The organism is Aquipseudomonas alcaligenes NBRC 14159 (genome assembly GCF_000467105.1).
In the GTDB taxonomy this organism is placed as follows: Bacteria; Pseudomonadota; Gammaproteobacteria; order Pseudomonadales; family Pseudomonadaceae; genus Aquipseudomonas; species Aquipseudomonas alcaligenes.
Map to the genome: position 1 here is coordinate 50,671 of NZ_BATI01000017.1, position 17,151 is coordinate 67,821.

Here is a 17,151-nt window from a genome sequence, read left to right on the forward strand (position 1 = left end):
CTCAGATCCCCAGTTGTGTGCAGATCAGCGTGATCAGCGCATCGCTGACCACCAGCGCGACGATGATGCTGACCACCGCGCGGGTCGTCGCCTGGCCCACGGCCTGGGCGTTGCGGCCGCAGGCCAGGCCGTAGTGGCAGCCGATCAGGCCGATCAGCACGGCGAACACCAGGCTCTTGAACACGCCCAGCAGGAAGTCGGTGAGGCTGAGCATCTCCAGGCTCTGGTGGAGGTACTGCGCGGCGGAGATGTCGAACAGCCCGGCGCCGATGACGAAGCCGCCGAGGATGCCCAGGGCATCGGCGAACACGCACAGCAGCGGCATGGCCACCAGCAGCGCCAGCAGACGCGGCAGCACGAGGAATTCCAGCGGCGGGAAGCCGAAGGTCTTCAGCGCGTCGATCTCCTCGTTGGCCTGCATGCTGCCCAGTTCGGCGGCGTAGGCCGCGCCGGTGCGCCCGGCCATGATCACTGCGGTCATCAGCGCGCCCATCTCGCGGGTCATGCCGATGGCCACCATGTTGGCGATGTACAGCTGGGCGCCGAAGGCTTCCAGCTGGGCAGCGCCGACGAAGGCGAGGATCAGGCCGACCAGGGTGGCGATCAACGCGACGATGGGTAGGGCGCCGGGGCCGCACTGCTGCAGGGCCAGCCAGAAGTCGCCGCCACGCAGGCGCGCGTGCCCGTGCAGCAGGTTGAGCAGGGCCAGGCTGACTTCGCCGAGGAAGGTGGCCGCGGTGCTCAGGCTGGCCTGGGCCGCCATGGCCATCAGGCCCAGGCGGGTCAGCGGCCCGCCGCGCGTCTGGGCACTGCTGCCGGGCTGGATCGGATGGGCGCTGCCCATCTGCAGCAGGCGCTCGACGCCGTCCGGCAGTTCCAGCCAGCGCAACTGCAGCTGGCGCTCCTTGGCTAGGCGTTGCAGGCGCCGCAGCAGGGCCAGCAGGCTGCTGTCCCAGGCCGCGACCGTTACCCGTACCGGCAGCTCGGCGTCCTGGCTGGCGAAGGCCTCGAACACCGCCTGCAGGTCCGGCTTGCGCGTGGCCAGGGTCCAGTGGCCGCTGACGCAGAGGTGCGTGCGGCCCTGGGTGTCCTGTTGCCAGCGCAGTTCGGCGGCGTCCATGGTGCGTCTCCTTGGCGGTCGCGCGGTCAGGCGCCGGGCACCTCGACCAGCAGCTGGTCGACCCGCTGGAAGCCACGCGGCAGCTTGTTGCCACGGCGGCCACGCTCACCCTTGTAGTGCTCCAGGTCGTCGGCCTTGAGCGTCAGGGTGCGCTTGCCGGCCTGCAGCACCAGCGCCGCGCCGCTGGGCAGCACGGCCAGGTCGGTGAGGTATTCCTCGCGGCTGGCCACGCGCTCACCGGGGATGCCGATGATCTTGTTGCCCTTGCCTTTGCCCAGTTGCGGCAGATCGCGCACCGGGAACAGCAGCAGGCGGCCTTCGGTGGTCACCGCCGCCAGCCAGTTGTCCTCGACACTGGTCACCGGCTTGGGCGGCACCACCAGCGAGCCGTTGGGCAGGGACAGCAGGGCCTTGCCGGCCTTGTTCTTGGCCTGCAGGTCCTCGCCCTTGACCACGAAGCCGTAGCCGGCGTCCGAGGCGATCACGTACAGGGCGCTGTCGTCCGGCAGCAGCACGCAGTCGAAGGTCGCGCCCGGTGGCGGGGTCAGGCGGCCGGTGAGCGGCTCGCCCTGGCCACGGGCCGACGGCAGCGAGTGCGCGGCCAGCGAGTAGCTGCGCCCGGTCGAGTCGATAAACACCGCGTACTGATTCGAGCGGCCCGGCGCGGCGGCCTTGAAGCCGTCGCCGGCCTTGTACGACAGGCCGGTGGCGTCGATATCGTGGCCCTTGGCGCAACGTACCCAGCCTTTTTCCGAGAGCACCACAGTGACCGGTTCGGTCGGCATCAGCTCGGTTTCCGACAGGGCGCGGGCTTCGGCGCGGGCGACGATCGGCGAGCGGCGGTTGTCGCCGTATTTCTCGGCGTCGTCGAGGATTTCCTGGCGCACCAGCTTCTTCAGCTTGGCTTCGCTGCCGAGCAGGGCCAGCAGCTTGTCGCGCTCCTTGGCCAGCTCGTCCTGCTCGCCACGGATCTTCATCTCTTCCAGACGCGCCAGCTGACGCAGGCGGGTGTCGAGGATGTAGTCGGCCTGCACCTCGGTCAGACCGAAGCGCGCCATCAGCACCGGCTTGGGCTGGTCCTCGGTGCGGATGATGTGGATCACTTCGTCCAGATTGAGGAAGGCAACCAGCAAGCCCTCCAACAGGTGCAGGCGCTTCTCGACCTTGTCCAGGCGGAACTGCAGGCGGCGCCGTACGGTGCCAACGCGGTAGACCAGCCACTCGGTGAGCAGGGTGCGCAGGTCTTTCACCTGTGGCTTGCCGTCCAGGCCGATGACGTTGGTGTTGACCCGGTAGCTGGACTCCAGGTCGGTGGTGGCGAATAGGTGGGTCATCAGCTCGTCGGCATCCACGCGGTTGGAGCGCGGGATGATGACGATGCGGCAGGGGTTTTCGTGGTCCGACTCGTCGCGCAGGTCGGCGACCATCGGCAGCTTCTTGGCCTGCATCTGCGCGGCGATCTGCTCCAGCACCTTGGCTCCGGAGACCTGATGCGGCAACGCGGTGACCACGATATCGCCGTCCTCGACGCGGTACACGGCGCGCATGCGCACCGAGCCCCGGCCGGTTTCGTAGATCTTCAGCAGGTCGGCCTTGGGCGTGATGACTTCCGCCTCGGTGGGGAAGTCAGGGCCCTGGATGTGCTCGCATAGTTGCTCGACCGTGGCGCTCGGCTCGTCCAGCAGGCGCACGCAGGCAGTAGCCACCTCGCGCAGGTTGTGCGGCGGCACGTCGGTGGCCATGCCCACGGCGATGCCGGTGGTGCCATTCAACAAGAGGTTGGGCAGCCGCGCCGGCAGGGTGGCCGGCTCGTCCAGGGTGCCGTCGAAGTTCGGCACCCAGTCCACCGTGCCCTGGCCCAGCTCGGCCAGCAGCACTTCCGAGTAACGCGACAGGCGCGCCTCGGTGTAACGCATGGCGGCGAAGGACTTGGGATCGTCCGGCGCACCCCAGTTGCCCTGGCCGTCGACCAGGGTGTAGCGGTAGCTGAACGGCTGCGCCATCAGCACCATGGCTTCGTAGCAGGCGCTGTCGCCGTGCGGGTGGAACTTGCCGAGCACGTCACCGACGGTACGCGCCGACTTCTTGTGCTTGGCGTCGGCGTCCAGGCCCAGCTCGCTCATGGCATAGACGATGCGCCGCTGCACAGGCTTCAAACCGTCGCCGATATGCGGCAGGGCGCGGTCCATGATCACGTACATGGAATAGTTGAGATAAGCCTGCTCGGTGAAATCGGCGAGGGAACGGCGTTCCACGCCTTCCAGGCTCAAATCGAGGGAGTCGCTCATGCGTGCCTCATTATCGTGTTGATTGGCGCAGCACCAGGGTGCCGCCCTTCTGAGTGAATTCGAGTTGCTTGAGGGCGCTCATGCCGAGCAGCACCTCGTGGCCTTCCATGCCGGGGGTGATCAGTGCCGCCACCTCGCGCAGCTGGATATCGCCGAGCTGCAGCAAGCCGAGGCGAGTGCGCCAGCCGGTGACTGTGCCGTTGGCGGTGCGGATCTGTACGGGAGCGCCGGGCTGCAGGCCGAGCTCCTTGGCCAGCTGCTGCGGAATGGCCACGGCGCTGGCGCCGGTATCGAGGAGGAAGGTCACGGTGTGACCGTCGATCCTGCCGTCCAGCAGGTAGTGGCCGCCGCGGCTGCTGGCCAGGCTGACTTCGATGTAGCCGTCGCCATGCACCGACTGCGGCTGGCGATTGGGGTTGGCCTGCTGCTCTTCCCAGTTGCCGAACCAGTGGGTGGCCAGGGCCAGGGCGGCGACCCAGGCCAGCACCAGCATGATGCGGGCGGCACGCTGGCCGGCCGGCCGCTCGCTCATGGCGCGCTCCAGCCGCCGGCCGGCGCCTTGAACTGCCAGAGCAGCGGGCGGCGCTCGCCGTCGGCGCGGGCCAGGTCGTTGTTGTCCAGGCCCAGCCAGGCACCCTCCTGATCCAGCCACAGGGCCTCGGCGACGCCGTAGGGTTCGGGGTAGGCGCGACCCTCGGCCAGGGCGGCAGCGACGAACGACCAGCATTTTTCTTCCGCGCCGGTCGTCGGGTCACGGCGGCAGATGCGGTGTTCCAGACGTTCCAGGCTGAACAGCTTGCCGTCGAAGTAGGCCAGGTCGCCAAAGCTGCGCGGGTAGTGCGCATCGCTCTGTGGGGTGAGCGGTGAGCGCCGCTGCCCGGCCTCGGACATCAGGATGCAGCCGCCGGTGCAGCGCCAGCGGCCCTTCTCCAGGTGCAGTACCAGCAGGCCGCGGCGCTCACGCTCGGCGGCCAGCCACAGGCGCGTGCCGCCCGGCTCGATGGCCAGGCCCTCGAGCAGGGCGTTGTGGCGCAGCAGCATGCCGCTGGCGCGCGCCTGGCGGATCAGACCGTCCGGCAGCGCCAGCCATTCGGCCATGCCGCTGGGACCCACCTGCAGCAGGGCGACGTGCGCCTCGCTGAGCAGGTAGCGGTTGCCCTTGGCGTCGCAGCTGATGCTTTCGAAGTCGAGCTTGCCGCCGCGCACCAGGTTGGCGGCCCAGGTGCGCATGCGCAGGCCCCAGGGCAGGGCGCTGGGCGGTACCGGCGGGGCATCGAAGGTCTCGGCCTCGGCCTGCCAGACGCCATCGCCCGGCTGCAGGCGGTACAGGCGGTCGTCCTCGCGGTCGGACAGCGCCAGCCATTCGCCGCCGCAGCGGGTCAGGCCGGACAGGTTGCCGGCGGTCATGCCGGCTACCGGGTGCTCGGCGAGCAGCTCCAGTTCCGCCAGCGCGGCAGGCTGGTCGCCGGCAGCGGCCGTACCGGCCAGCAGCAGGCCAGCCAGGGCCAGGCTCAGCCTCACGCCAGCACCTCGGCCAGGTTGCCCTTGCTTTCCAGCCAGCTCTTGCGGTCGCCGGCGCGCTTCTTCGCCAGCAGCATGTCCATCACCTCATGGGTAGCCTGGAAGTCGTCCAGGCTCAGCTGCACCAGGCGTCGGGTGTTGGGGTCCATGGTGGTTTCGCGCAGTTGCGGCGGGTTCATCTCGCCAAGGCCCTTGAAGCGGGTGACCTGCGGCTTGCCACGGCGCTTCTCGGCTACCAGGCGGTCGAGGATGCCGTCGCGCTCGGCCTCGTCGAGGGCGTAGAAGACTTCCTTGCCCAGGTCGATGCGGTACAGCGGCGGCATCGCCACATAGACGTGGCCGGCTTCCACCAGCGGGCGGAAGTGACGGACGAACAGGGCGCAAAGCAGGGTGGCGATATGCAGGCCGTCGGAGTCGGCGTCGGCGAGGATGCAGATCTTGCCGTAGCGCAGCTGCGACAGATCGCTGGAGCCCGGATCGATGCCGATGGCCACAGCGATGTCGTGGACTTCCTGCGAGGCCAGCACTTCGCCGCCGTCCACTTCCCAGGTGTTCAGAATCTTGCCGCGCAGCGGCATGATCGCCTGGAACTCCTTGTCGCGCGCCTGCTTGGCCGAGCCACCGGCGGAGTCACCTTCCACCAGGAACAGCTCGGCGCGCATCGGGTCCTGCCCCGCGCAGTCGGCCAGCTTGCCGGGCAGCGCCGGGCCCTGGGTGATCTTCTTGCGCTCGACCTTCTTGCCGGCTTTCAGGCGGCGACCGGCGTTGCCAATGGCCTGCTCGGCCAGCAGCAGGCCGGTTTCCGGGTGGGCGTTGAGCCACAGGCTGAAGGCGTCCTTCACTACGCCCGAAACGAAGGCGGCTGCCTCGCGCGAGGACAGGCGCTCCTTGGTCTGGCCGGAGAACTGCGCCTCCTGCATCTTCATCGACAGCACGAAGGCGATGCGTTCCCAGACGTCTTCCGGGGCCAGCTTGACCCCGCGTGGCAGCAGGTTGCGGAACTCGCAGAACTCGCGCATGGCGTCCAGCAGGCCCTGGCGCAGGCCGTTGACGTGGGTGCCGCCCTGGGCGGTGGGGATCAGGTTGACGTAGCTCTCCTGCAGCGACTCGCCGCCTTCCGGCAGCCACAGCAGGGCCCAGTCCACCGCTTCCTGGTTGCCGGCCAGCGAGCCGCAGAACGGCTCGTCGGGCAGGCGCACGTACTCGCTCACCGCATCGGTGAGGTAGGAGCGCAGGCCGTCCTCGAAGTACCAGCGGGTGGTCTCGTCGAGGTTCTTGTCGGTGAAGGTGACTTCCAGGCCCGGGCAGAGCACGGCCTTGGCCTTGAGCACATGCTTGAGGCGGCTGATGGAGAACTTGGGCGAGTCGAAGTACTGCGGATCGGGCCAGAAACGCACGCTGGTGCCGGTGTTGCGCTTGCCGACCGTGCCAATCACTTCCAGGTCGGTAGCCTTGAAGCCGTCGGCGAAGGTCATGCGGTGCTCGTTGCCGTCACGCTTGACCTTGACCTCGACCTGGTTGGACAGGGCGTTGACCACCGAGATGCCCACGCCGTGCAGACCGCCGGAGAACTGGTAGTTCTTGTTGGAGAACTTGCCGCCGGCGTGCAGCTTGGTGAGGATCAGCTCGACGCCGGGGATGCCTTCTTCGGGGTGAATGTCCACCGGCATGCCGCGGCCGTCGTCGATCACCTCCAGCGAGTTGTCGGCATGGAGGATCACCTGGATGGTCTTGGCGTGGCCGGCCAGCGCTTCGTCGACGCTGTTGTCGATGACTTCCTGGGCCAGGTGGTTGGGCCGCGCCGTGTCGGTGTACATGCCCGGGCGCTTGCGCACCGGGTCCAGACCGGACAGTACTTCGATGGCATCGGCGTTGTAGGCGTTCTGCTGGGCCATGGTGTCTCTTGTCTATTAAAGGGTGGAAAAGTCGAAGTCTGCCCACAGGGCCGGGTCGAAGCCGGCCAGCGTGAGGATTTCCGGTATGCGTCGGGCAAAGCCCTGGTAGCTGTGGTCGCCGCCTTCCTGGATGTCCAGGCTGCAGCCGGCGTAGAAGGCCTCGGCCTGGCGGTAGTCGAGGGTCTCGTCGGCCGTCTGCAGCCACACCTGGTAGCGCTTGGCGTCACGCGGCTCGGGCATTTCCAGCTCGGCCAGGGCGGCAACGTGGTCGTGGGTCAGCAGCCAGGTTTCGCCGGTGTAGTAGTTGGTCTGCAGCTCTTCCTTGCCGCCGAACAGCCGGTGCGGGCGCACGGCCGGGTTGATCAGCAGGGCATCGAGGCCATGCTGCTCGGCGAGGTAGGTGGCGTAGAAACCGCCGAGAGAGCTGCCGACCAGCAACGGCCGGCCCAGCTCGGCGACGGCCGCTTGCAGCTGAGCCATGGCCTGGCGCGGGTGATGGTGCAGGGCCGGCACGCGCAGCTGCTGGGCGATGCCGCAGTGTTCGGCCACCTTGAGCAGCTGGCTGGCCTTGGTCGAGGTCGGCGAGCTGTTGAGGCCGTGGATATAGAGGATGCTGGGAGTCATGGAGCGGGAGGCTACAAGCTAGGCGGCGCCAGCCGCAAGCATTGACATCCGGCGGTGCGGAGTTAGTAGCCTTTGACGCTGTAGTCGACTTCGAAGTGGATGCCGGTGACCCGCGACACGCCGGTCTCCAGCCGTCCGTCGGCATGCAGGCGCAGCCAGCGGTAGCCGGGCGCCGTGCTGTCGACCTGGAATTCCTCGCTGCCGGGGGCGAACTGCACGCAGGTCGAGGGCGAGGCGAGCAGGCGAATGCCACCGCGCTGCTGGTCGAACTCCTGATGAATGTGACCCCAGAGCACCGCGCGCACCTGCGGGTGGCGCTCCAGCACGGCGAACAGGGCGTCCGGGTTGCGCAGGCCGATCGGCTCCATCCAGCGGCAGCCGATGGACACCGGGTGATGGTGGAAACACACCAGATGGTGGCGTTCGGGCGCTTCGCTCAGCGCGCGCTCCAGCAGCTGCAGCTGGTCGTCGGCCAGGTAGCCGGGCACGGCGCCGGGAATCGAGGAGTCGAGCAGGATGATGCGCCAGTGGCCCAGATCCACGACCGGTTGCAGCAGATCGCTGCCGGCGCAGGCCTGCTGCATGGCTGGCAGCTCGTCGTGATTGCCGGGGAACCAGCGCGTCGGCGCGTTGAGCTGCGCGCTGAGGTCGCGAAAACGCTGGTAGGAGGCCAGGCTGCCGTCCTGCGAGAGGTCGCCGCTGGCGAGGATCAGGTCGATCTGCGGCTGTTCCGTCTGCACCCGCTCGATGACCTTGGCCAGGCTGTCGCAGGTATCCATGCCGAGCAGCTTGCCGTCTTCCTCGGCAAATAGGTGACTGTCCGAGAGCTGAACCAGCAGCACCGGGCGATCAGAGGCAAGAGACGACGGGCGCGACAAGGGCCAACTCCTGAACAGGGTTTCAGGATTATGGTGGGTGAAATGCGATTCGGTAAACCCGGCAAACGTGAACCCGTCACATTTGCGTGGTTGTGATCACAACACCGGCGTCAGCTCGTGGCCGCAGGCGATGCAATGGCTCAGCCACTCACCGAGGAACAGGTTGAGCTGGGTCTTCTCGTCCGGCTGGTGCATGGCGGCATTGGGGTAGGGATAGATGCCGCGAAAACGCCGCGCGTTCTCCGCGCCAATCACCTCGGCCATGCGCGCGTCGTGGTAGGCGCGCACTTCCAGGCGCGGTACCGGCAGCCACGCCAGGCTGTGTTCCTGGCGCACTTCCAGGGTGGTGGTGTAGGGGCAGTTTTCGGTGACGCGCAGCAGCAGTACGCCGAGCAGCAGGTCGCCCTGGCTCAGCGCCACGCGCCGCTCGCCCTGGGCCTCGCGCATGTCCGGCAGCAGGCGCAGCAGGCGCGCGTAGTTGGCTTCGCAAGCGGCCTGCAGTTCGACCAGGTCGACCCGGTAGCGCTCGCGCAGCAGGTTCACGACCACAGCCCCCGCACTTCGGCACGGTTCAGCGCCAGCCATTGCAGGGCGATGATGCTGGCGGCGTTGTCGATGCGACCGTCCTTCACCGCCTGCAACGCGTCCTCCAGCGGCCAGACATGCACACGGATGTCCTCGCCTTCCTCGGCCAGGCCATGCACGCCGCCGGCGCCCTCGCTGTCGCAACGGCCGATATAGAGATGCACGCGCTCGTCGGAGCCGCCGGGGGAGGGGTAGTACTGGGTGATCGGCCACAGCGCGGTCAACTCCAGGTCGGCCTCTTCCACGGCCTCGCGACGCGCCACTTCTTCGGGTTGCTCGTCCTTGTCGATCAACCCGGCGACCAGCTCCAGCAGCCAGGGGTTGCTGCTCTTGTCCATGGCGCCGACGCGGAACTGCTCGATCAGCACCACGCTGTCGCGTTGCGGGTCGTAAGGCAGTACGCACACCGCATCGTGGCGCACGAACAGCTCGCGGCTGAGCTGCGGGCCCATGCCGCCGGCGAACTGGCGATGGCGCAGCTGCAGGCGATCCAGGCGGTAGAAACCCTTGAAGCAGGTTTCCCGCTGCAGCACTTCGACATCGGCCTGTGACATGCAATCCCCCTCGTGGCGCGGCAAAGCTCCGCGCAGAATCCGTTGTGGTGTTGATGAATGTGCGCGTCGCGGCCCTGCTTTGGCAAGCGCTGGTGCCCGTCCCGGAGCGGTTGGCGCCGGCGCTGTGCGACGGTATCTAACGTAAATAGCAGCCTATTTCATTGGCTGCCGCTGAGTATACTCGGCACGTCTGTTACGACTTAACAGGGAGGCAGGGTGGATGCGCGCTGCAGAGTTGATCGATCTGCTCCGGCAATATGACCCGGACACGGACATTCCGGTGGCCTACACCGACGCCGATTTCGGCGGCCAGCCCGGCGTGCAGGTAGCCAGCTGCTACAGCACGGGCGACACGCGCTGTTACCAGAATCTGGTCGAACAGGCGCAGGAGGGGCTGGTGGTGCTCGACCCGCGTGGGCGCATTACCTACATGAATCCGTTCATGCAGCAGCTTCTCGGCTATCCCCCGGCCGAGGCCCTGGGTCGACCGCTGGCTCAGGTGATCTCCGCCGACCTGGTGGAGGTGGTGCTCAAGCAGCGCTGCCAGGGCCCGACGGCCGAGCGCTACCCGATGCGCATCCAGGCCTGCGATGGCCAGGTGCGCTGGGTGCAGATGAGCGCCGCGCCGATTCCCAGTATCGACGGCAGCGACCGTGGCAGCCTGCTGACCATCACCGACATCTCCCACCGCGAGGCCCATGCGCACAAGCTCGCCGACCAGGAAAGCCTGGGCCAGAAGGTCTGGCGCATCTCCGAGCAGCTGGACAGCCTCAAGTCGCTGCGGGTCAACCTGCTGGCCGAATTCGAGGTGCTGCAGGATTCGCCGCGTATCGCCGCCACGCCTTACTGGCACCAGCAGCGCTACCTCTACCTGGTGCGCCCGCAGAAGGACGGCAAGCGCGTGCGCGAATACATTGGCGCGCAGCCGGAGCGGATCAACGAGGCGCTGGCTGCCGTGCGTCGCGAGCAACGCTACCAGGAAGTGTGTCGCGAGCTGCAGGACATCGAGGAGAAGATCCGTACCTCCACGTTCAAACTCGACAGCTTTCTCTGGGAGCTGGCCAGGGTGCCGCAGGACCAGCGCAAACTGGTGGGCTAGAACCGTCCACGGGCTTTTTTCCATGACAGCTCCATGACAGGCCGCCCCATTTCGGGGCGGTTTGCGATTGAGAACTCATCGGTCTGTGATCAAATATAAAAAATACATATAAATCAAATAGTTATAGTTGATTCGATTAATGGCAGCGAGGCCGGATTGGTCCTTGTTGTGCCATTAAAGCGCTGAATAGGATGCCCGCCTCCCTACTCAGCAGGACGCAACCATGACGCCTCCCCTGGATCACGATCAGTTTTATCGCGAACTCACCCTGCGCAACGCCGGGTTCATCAGCAGCGACGACCAGTGCGGCCTGCGCGAGGCGGTGATTCTCATCGCCGGCTGCGGTTCCACCGGCGGCAGTGTGATCGAGCTGCTGGTGCGCAGCGGCGCCGAACACCTGATCCTGGCTGACAACGGCAGCTACGAGCTGAACAACGCCAACCGGCAGAACATGGTGGTCAGCGATATCGGCCGGGCCAAGGTGGAGGTGTTTGCCGAGCGCGTACGGCAGATCAACCCCTATATCAAGCTGGAGCTGCATGGCCACGGCGTCACCCCGGACAACGTCGAGGCCATGGTCGCCCAGGCCGACGTGGTGGTGGACGCCATCGACGTCACCGGCCGCTCCGGCCTGGAGATGAAGTACCTGCTGCACCGTGTCTGCCAGCGTCAGTACAAGCCGGTGGTGTGCGGCTACGACATGGCCGCCGCGCAATATATTCCGGTGTTCGACTACCGCAACCCCGATCTGCAGGTGCTGGACAACCAGCTCAGCGCCGAGCAGGTGGCCACCCTCGACCCGATGCAGGCCTGCAGCTTCCTGGTGCCGGTGGAGTGCGTGCCGCTGGAGATGTACGGCGAGCTGGACCGCCACCTGGCCGGCAAGGACTACACCTCGCAGCTGGGCATCGCCGCGCACCTGTTCGGCACCCTGGCGACTGCACTGATCATCGACCTGCTCAATGGTCGCCCGGTGCGCGACGCTGTCTATGTCGATGTCTGGGAACTGACCCGGCGGCGTGACGCCCAGGCCGAGCGCGAGCATCAGCGGCTGCTCGATCAGGGACGCCAGGCCCTGGCGCAGTGGCGCCAGCTGCCGCCGGAGCGGCCCGATGCGTTCTTCCTCGAGCGTTCGGTGAAGCACTACCAGGCGCCGCTGCTGGGTAGCCTGCAGAGCTACTCGCAGTTCTGCATCGACCGTCGCGCCGGCATCGCCACCTACGCCATTCCCAACTACCAGCTGGACAACAACCTGACCCGCCAGCTGCTGCGCTTTGCCTTCGTCCACTACGCCAAGGTCGGTTTCATCAATCCGCAGGCCGCGGCGTTGCGCCAGCTGCACGCCGAACCGCTGGAGCACCTGGCCCCTGAAGATGTGCATATCGTCCTGGTGCGCGACAGCGATCAGCAGTTGCTGGCCTATTCCACCCTCAAGGCGCCGATCGCCCGCGGCAAGCGTTTTGACGACAGCCAGCGACCGTCCTTCGGCGTGGAAACCGCCTTCGGCCGCGACCTTTACGCTCAGATAGGTGAACTGCAGGACCTGCCGGTGGAGCAGGTGCGCGAGATCGGTCGGGTGACCAAGGCGCAGATCGGCGATCCGCTGCTCGAGGCCAAGGCCGGCATGCTCCTGCTCAGCGCCTACGGTCGCCTGCTGTGCCAGGCCGACAGCGGTGTGGCGGCGATGGTCGGCGACGGCGAGCGCCAGGTCACCCTGCGCAACCTCAGCTTCTTCGGCTTCCGTCCGCAGATCCTGCCGGCGCGTATCGCCTGCATCCCGCCCCAGCACCTCTATGCCAATCGCTATCAGGGCCGTGAGGTGCACCCGTTCTGGCTGCGCCTGGACGCCATCGATCAGCAACGCGTGGCGCAGATCGAGGCGCTGATCGAGCTCGACGGCGACGAATTCCTTTCCCGGCTGCGTGACGCCAAGCAGCAGAACACCCTGCACATAGGAGCATGAACATGAACGGTATCTGGAACCAACAGCAGCAGGCGATCCGCGCCCATTACCTGGCCGTCGGCCGCGACCTGGTGCGCCCGACCTCGGCTGAGCGCGACCAGGCGCTGGGCTTCGACCGCGAGCTGTGGCGCGCCCTGGGCGCAACCGGGCTGTTTGGCGTGCACATGCCCGAGCGCTTCGGCGGCCAGGGGCTTGGCGTGTGGGAGTTCTCCGCCGCGCTGGAAGGCTTCTCCGAGGGCTGCCAGGACATGGGCGTGCTGGTTTCCTTCGTCGCCCAGGTGGCCCTGGTGCAGGCCGCGCTGCTCAGCTACGGCAGCGAGGAGCAGCTGCAGCGCTGGCTGCCGCCGCTGATCAGCGGCGAGAAGATCGGCTGCTTCGCCATCACCGAGCAGGGCTGTGGCTCCGACGTGCGCTCGCTGAAGCTGGCGGCCAGTCGCGATGGCAGCGGCTACCGCCTCAACGGCATGAAATGGAACATCACCAATGCCCCGGTGGCCGACATCTGCATGACCTTCGCCCGCCTGGAAGAGGCCGGCCCCAATGCCATTTCCTGCTTCATCAGCGAAACCGCTGCACCCGGCCTGACCCAGTCCGTGCCGTTCGACCTGATGGGCAACCGTGGCACGCCGATCGGCAGCCTGACCTTCGACAACGTGGCGCTGGCCGCCGACAGCCTGGTCGGCGTCGAGGGGCAGGGCCTGCGCGTGCTGTACTTCGGTTTCCTGGTCGAGCGCATCTTCACCGGTGTGTCCATCGTCGGCTGCATGCAGCCGGTGATCGACGAGTGCCTGCAGTACAGCCTCAAGCGCGAGGCCTTCGGCCGGCCGATCAGCGACAACCAGTACGTCCAGGGCCACATCGTGCAGGCCTACACCCAGTTGGAACTGCTGCGCAGCGTGGTGGTGCGCGGCCTCACCGCCCTGGAGAAAGGCCAGGACTGCTCGACCCTGGCCTCGATCATCAAGATGCTCGCCAGCGAGGCGATGCACGAGGCCTGCCTCAACGCCATGCGCATCCACGGCAACTACGGCTACCGCCGCGACTTCCACTTCGAGCGCCTGCTGCGCGACTCCATCGGCCTGTTCTTCGCCGGCGGCACCAGCGAGATCCACAAGACGGTGATCTGGGCCAACCTGGTGGCCGAGGCGCAGAACCGCAGCAAGGCCAAGGACGACCTGCGTCTGGACGCCTACACCGGCGCGGGAGCCGCCGCATGAAGCCCCGCGCCGTCGCGCTGCTCTCCTGGATGCTGCATCGGCCCTGGCTGATGCTCGCCCTCCTGCTGCTGATTACCGCTGCGGCGGTGGTCGCGCTGGGCCGCCTGGAGATCAACAGCACTCCCTACATGATCGACAAGAGCCACCCCAGCCGGATGGCCGATGCCGAAAACAAACGTCTTTTTTCCAACACCGGCGAGCAGGCCTTCGTCGCCCTGGAAAACCCCCAGGGCAATATCTTCAACCCGGGCAGCCTGCAGCGGGTGGCCGAGCTGACCCGCGCCTTCCAGGCCATCGAGATGGTCCTGCCGGGCGACAGCGACAAGCTGCGCGCCCTGGCCGAAGATCCGCGCCTGCAGGCCGATGTCGAGGCCATCCTCGAAGGCGGCCTGACCCCGGCCGACCAGCCGCGCCTGGCCGCGCTGAAGCAGCGCCTGGCCGAGGCCGGTGAGCTCAGCCATACCCAGGAAGCCTGGCTGGACAGCCTGCACACCCGCCTGGTGCCGATCCGCAAGGTGCGCAGCCTGGTGACCATCGAGAACCTGCTGACCATCGACGAGGCGCTCGACGTGCATCCGCTGATGCCGCAGGTGCCGACCGACCCGGCCGGGCTTGCGGCCCTGCGCGCCGAGGCCATGGGCAACCCGCTGTTCCTCGACAGCCTGGTCTCGCGTGACGGCAGCGCCACCACCATCCAGGTCGAGTTCAACATCGCCCAGGACGACTCGCCGGCCATGCTGCAGGTGTACCAGGCCATCGTCGACATCACCGACAAGGTGCAGGGCGACGATCGCATCTACCTCAGCGGCCCGCCGATGATCGCCGCGCAGACCGCGTCGAACATGGAGCAGGACAACCAGACCCTGCTGCCGGCGGTGTTGCTGGTGATCCTGCTGGTGCTGTTCGTCAGCTTCGGCCGGGTGCAGGGCGTGGTGGCGCCGCTGCTGATCGCCATCTTCAGCCTGATCTGGACCCTGGGCCTGATGGCCGCGTGCGGGGTGAAGCAGAACATCATCACCTCGATCATGCCGGTGTTCATCATCTCCATCGCGGTGTGCGACGCCATCCACTTCCTCGCCGACTACTACCGCAACCTGCCGCCCAAGCCGGACCGCCAGGCGCGCATCGACACCGCCTTCGCGGTGATGCAGCAGCTGTTCTGGCCGATGTTCGTGACCTGCATGACCACCCTGGTCGGCTTCTTCTCGCTGATCTGGACCGACGTCACCTTCATCCGCGAGTTCGGCATCTTCACCGGCTTCGGCATCTTCTTCGCCTGGCTGATCACCATCGTCTTCCTGCCGGCCATCGTCATCCTGTGGAAGGCCGAGCCGCCGCGCCACGGCCTGCTGGTCAGCGATCGTCTGGACCGCATGATCGCCGCCCTCGGCCACTTCGCCCGCTACGGCAGACGCCTGGCCTTCGGCATGCTGGTGGTCATCGTGCTGTGCAGCTGGTACGTGGTGGAGAACCTCACCATCGACAACCAGGTGATCGGCTACTTCGAGCAGGACAGCCGCATCCGCCAGGACGACGCGGCGATCAACGCCAAGTTCGGCGGCACTACGCCGATCAGCATCATGATCGAGAGCGACAGGGCCGACGCCTTCAAGGACCCGGCGGTGATCCAGGGTGTGGCCAGGCTGCAGGAGCATCTGCGCCAGCAGCAGCTGGTCGGTTTCACCTACTCGCCGGCCGACTTCGTCAAGCGTCTGCACCAGGTAACCCAGGACACCTTCGCCGCCGAGCAGTACCGCCTGCCGGACGACATCAGCGCCAGCCTGCTGGCGCAGTACTACCTGCTCTACGAGAACGCCAACGGCCGCGACCTGTTCGACGTGGTTGACCGCCGCTTCCAGAGCGGCCGGGTGCTGGCCATCCTGCACACCGACCGCTCCTCGGAAGTCGGCGCGCTGATGCGTGGTGCCCTCGACTACGCCCGTGAGGTGCTGCCGGCCGGCATGAGCGTGCGCGTGTCCGGTTACGGCGAAGTGCTGGTGGCCACCACCGACGCGGTGGTCTGGGGCCAGGTCAACAGCATCCTGTCCTCGCCGGCGCTGATCGTGCTGATGGTCATGGCCATGTTCCACTCGATTCGCCTGGGCTTCGTCGCCCTGCTGCCGCTGCTGTTCACCCTGGTGGGCATCAGCGCGCTGATGGCGCTGAGCGGCACCGACCTGGACATCGGCACCTCGATCATCGCGGCGATCTCCTTCGGCATCGGTATCGACTACGCGATCCACGTGATCGCCGCCATGCGCCACAGTCCGGGCTCGGCCCAGCAGGCCACCCAGTACGCCCTGCGGCATACCGGCAAGCCGATCCTGATCAATACCCTGGCGCTGGGGCTGGGCTTCCTGGTGCTGTGCCTGTCGGGCTACCAGTCGCTGGTCAACCTGGGCATCTTCATCTCGCTGACCATGCTGTTCTCCGCGCTGTTCGCCCTGCTGGTGCTGCCGGTATTCGTGCGCACCCGCCAGCAGCCAGAGGCCGCCGCGCAGCTGGAGCCGGCCAATGCGTAAGCACCTGCTCTGGCTGCTGTGCGTGGCCCTGCCGGCTGGCGCCCAGGACTGGCTGGCGCTGACCCTCTATCCGGGCGGCGAGCTGTACCAGGCCGAGCACCTGCAGCGCCTGGTCGGCGCCACGCAGAACCTGTGGGAAGTGAAGGATGGCCAGGGACGGACGCCGATCCAGTCCCTGGACAGCCTGGCCAGCACCAATGCCATTGCCGTCCAGGGCGACGACGTGCGTTTTCGCCGGTTGATCGAGACCCGCGAGCTGACGCCCGCGGGCCTCAAGACCCTGGCCGGGCTGGTCGAGCGGCATCCGCTGCTCGGCCCGCGCCTGGTGACTGCCGAAGCCGACGGCACGCACTTCTGGCTGCGCCTGGCGCGGCCCTACGCCGAAGCGGACAAGGCCGAGCTGTTGCTGCGCTACGCCAAGCGCCTGGCCGCCGACTTCGCTCCCGGCTGCCGGGTGGCCAGCGGCGCCCAGGGCGTATTGCAGGGTTACACCCTGCAGGAGTGGACGTTGCAGGCCAGCGGTCCGGTGCCGCCGCGCACCACCACCCTGCAGGGCCTGCAGCAGGCCGCCGCGACGCTGCGCCAGCGCAGCCTGCAGGCCTATTCGGCCGTCGACATCCTGGTCTACCTGCGCCAGGTACTCAACGGCGAGTCTGGTCTGCCGACCAGCGATGACGAAGTGGCACAGCTCTACCTGATCGCCGAGAGCCTGCGCAGCCGTGACCTGCAGGACCTGGCACGGCCCGACTTCCAGCGCCTCAAGCTGGTCGCCCTGGGTCGCCAGCGCGCCGAGGTGCCGAGCCTGCCCGGCTACCGCCTGGAGACCACCGCGCAGTGGTCATCCACCCCGAACAGCTACCTGACAGTCGACTGTCGTTAAGGAGT

14 protein-coding genes are annotated in these 17,151 nt (G+C 67.2%); 5 read left to right on the forward strand and 9 right to left on the reverse strand.

The window, feature by feature from the left end:
* Position 1 precedes the first annotated feature (1 nt).
* From PA6_RS11150 to PA6_RS11190, 9 genes are all read right to left on the reverse strand, one after another.
* Positions 2-1,120: an MlaE family ABC transporter permease gene (locus tag PA6_RS11150; protein WP_021701024.1), complete on the reverse strand. Its 1,119-nt coding sequence runs from the start codon at positions 1,118-1,120 to the stop codon at positions 2-4.
* 26 nt (positions 1,121-1,146) lie between these two features.
* Positions 1,147-3,408: a DNA topoisomerase IV subunit A gene (parC, locus tag PA6_RS11155; protein WP_021701025.1), complete on the reverse strand. Its 2,262-nt coding sequence runs from the start codon at positions 3,406-3,408 to the stop codon at positions 1,147-1,149.
* A gap of 10 nt (positions 3,409-3,418) precedes the next feature.
* Positions 3,419-3,940, reverse strand: coding sequence for a retropepsin-like aspartic protease family protein (locus tag PA6_RS11160; protein WP_021701026.1), 522 nt, complete (start codon positions 3,938-3,940; stop codon positions 3,419-3,421).
* Positions 3,937-4,929, reverse strand: a complete 993-nt coding sequence (locus PA6_RS11165; protein WP_021701027.1) for an esterase-like activity of phytase family protein — start codon at positions 4,927-4,929, stop codon at positions 3,937-3,939. The genes PA6_RS11160 and PA6_RS11165 overlap by 4 nt, the downstream gene beginning before the upstream one ends.
* Positions 4,926-6,824 carry a DNA topoisomerase IV subunit B gene (gene parE / locus PA6_RS11170; protein ID WP_021701028.1) on the reverse strand — a complete coding sequence of 633 codons (1,899 nt, stop codon included), beginning with the start codon at positions 6,822-6,824 and terminating at the stop codon, positions 4,926-4,928. Before parE ends, PA6_RS11165 begins: the two co-directional genes overlap by 4 nt.
* A 15-nt stretch (positions 6,825-6,839) precedes the next feature.
* Positions 6,840-7,448, reverse strand: a complete 609-nt coding sequence (locus PA6_RS11175) for a YqiA/YcfP family alpha/beta fold hydrolase (protein WP_021701029.1) — start codon at positions 7,446-7,448, stop codon at positions 6,840-6,842.
* A 62-nt stretch (positions 7,449-7,510) separates the two neighbouring features.
* Positions 7,511-8,326, reverse strand: a complete 816-nt coding sequence (gene cpdA / locus PA6_RS11180; protein ID WP_021701030.1) for a 3',5'-cyclic-AMP phosphodiesterase — start codon at positions 8,324-8,326, stop codon at positions 7,511-7,513.
* A gap of 96 nt (positions 8,327-8,422) precedes the next feature.
* On the reverse strand, positions 8,423-8,875 hold the full coding sequence (locus tag PA6_RS11185; RefSeq protein ID WP_043216576.1) for a DUF1249 domain-containing protein: 453 nt from the start codon (positions 8,873-8,875) through the stop codon (positions 8,423-8,425).
* Positions 8,866-9,465, reverse strand: a complete 600-nt coding sequence (locus tag PA6_RS11190) for an NUDIX domain-containing protein (RefSeq protein WP_021701032.1) — start codon at positions 9,463-9,465, stop codon at positions 8,866-8,868. The genes PA6_RS11185 and PA6_RS11190 overlap by 10 nt, the downstream gene beginning before the upstream one ends.
* 220 nt (positions 9,466-9,685) lie before the next feature.
* On the opposite strand from PA6_RS11190, the gene PA6_RS11195 reads away from it, so the two are divergent.
* The 5 genes from PA6_RS11195 to PA6_RS11215 all read left to right on the forward strand — a co-directional run bounded on the left by PA6_RS11195 (position 9,686) and on the right by PA6_RS11215 (position 17,146).
* Positions 9,686-10,564 carry a PAS domain S-box protein gene (locus PA6_RS11195; protein WP_021701033.1) on the forward strand — a complete coding sequence of 293 codons (879 nt, stop codon included), beginning with the start codon at positions 9,686-9,688 and terminating at the stop codon, positions 10,562-10,564.
* A 223-nt stretch (positions 10,565-10,787) separates the two neighbouring features.
* Positions 10,788-12,527, forward strand: coding sequence for a HesA/MoeB/ThiF family protein (locus PA6_RS22480; protein ID WP_021701034.1), 1,740 nt, complete (start codon positions 10,788-10,790; stop codon positions 12,525-12,527).
* Positions 12,528-12,529: 2 nt separating this feature from the next.
* A complete protein-coding gene (locus PA6_RS11205) occupies positions 12,530-13,744 on the forward strand; it encodes an acyl-CoA dehydrogenase family protein (RefSeq protein ID WP_021701035.1) in 1,215 nt (404 codons plus the stop codon).
* On the forward strand, positions 13,741-16,266 hold the full coding sequence (locus PA6_RS11210) for an efflux RND transporter permease subunit (protein WP_021701036.1): 2,526 nt from the start codon (positions 13,741-13,743) through the stop codon (positions 16,264-16,266). The genes PA6_RS11205 and PA6_RS11210 overlap by 4 nt, the downstream gene beginning before the upstream one ends.
* Complete coding sequence (locus PA6_RS11215; RefSeq protein ID WP_021701037.1) at positions 16,259-17,146, forward strand: hypothetical protein; 888 nt, start codon at positions 16,259-16,261, stop codon at positions 17,144-17,146. Before PA6_RS11210 ends, PA6_RS11215 begins: the two co-directional genes overlap by 8 nt.
* Positions 17,147-17,151: the final 5 nt, after the last annotated feature.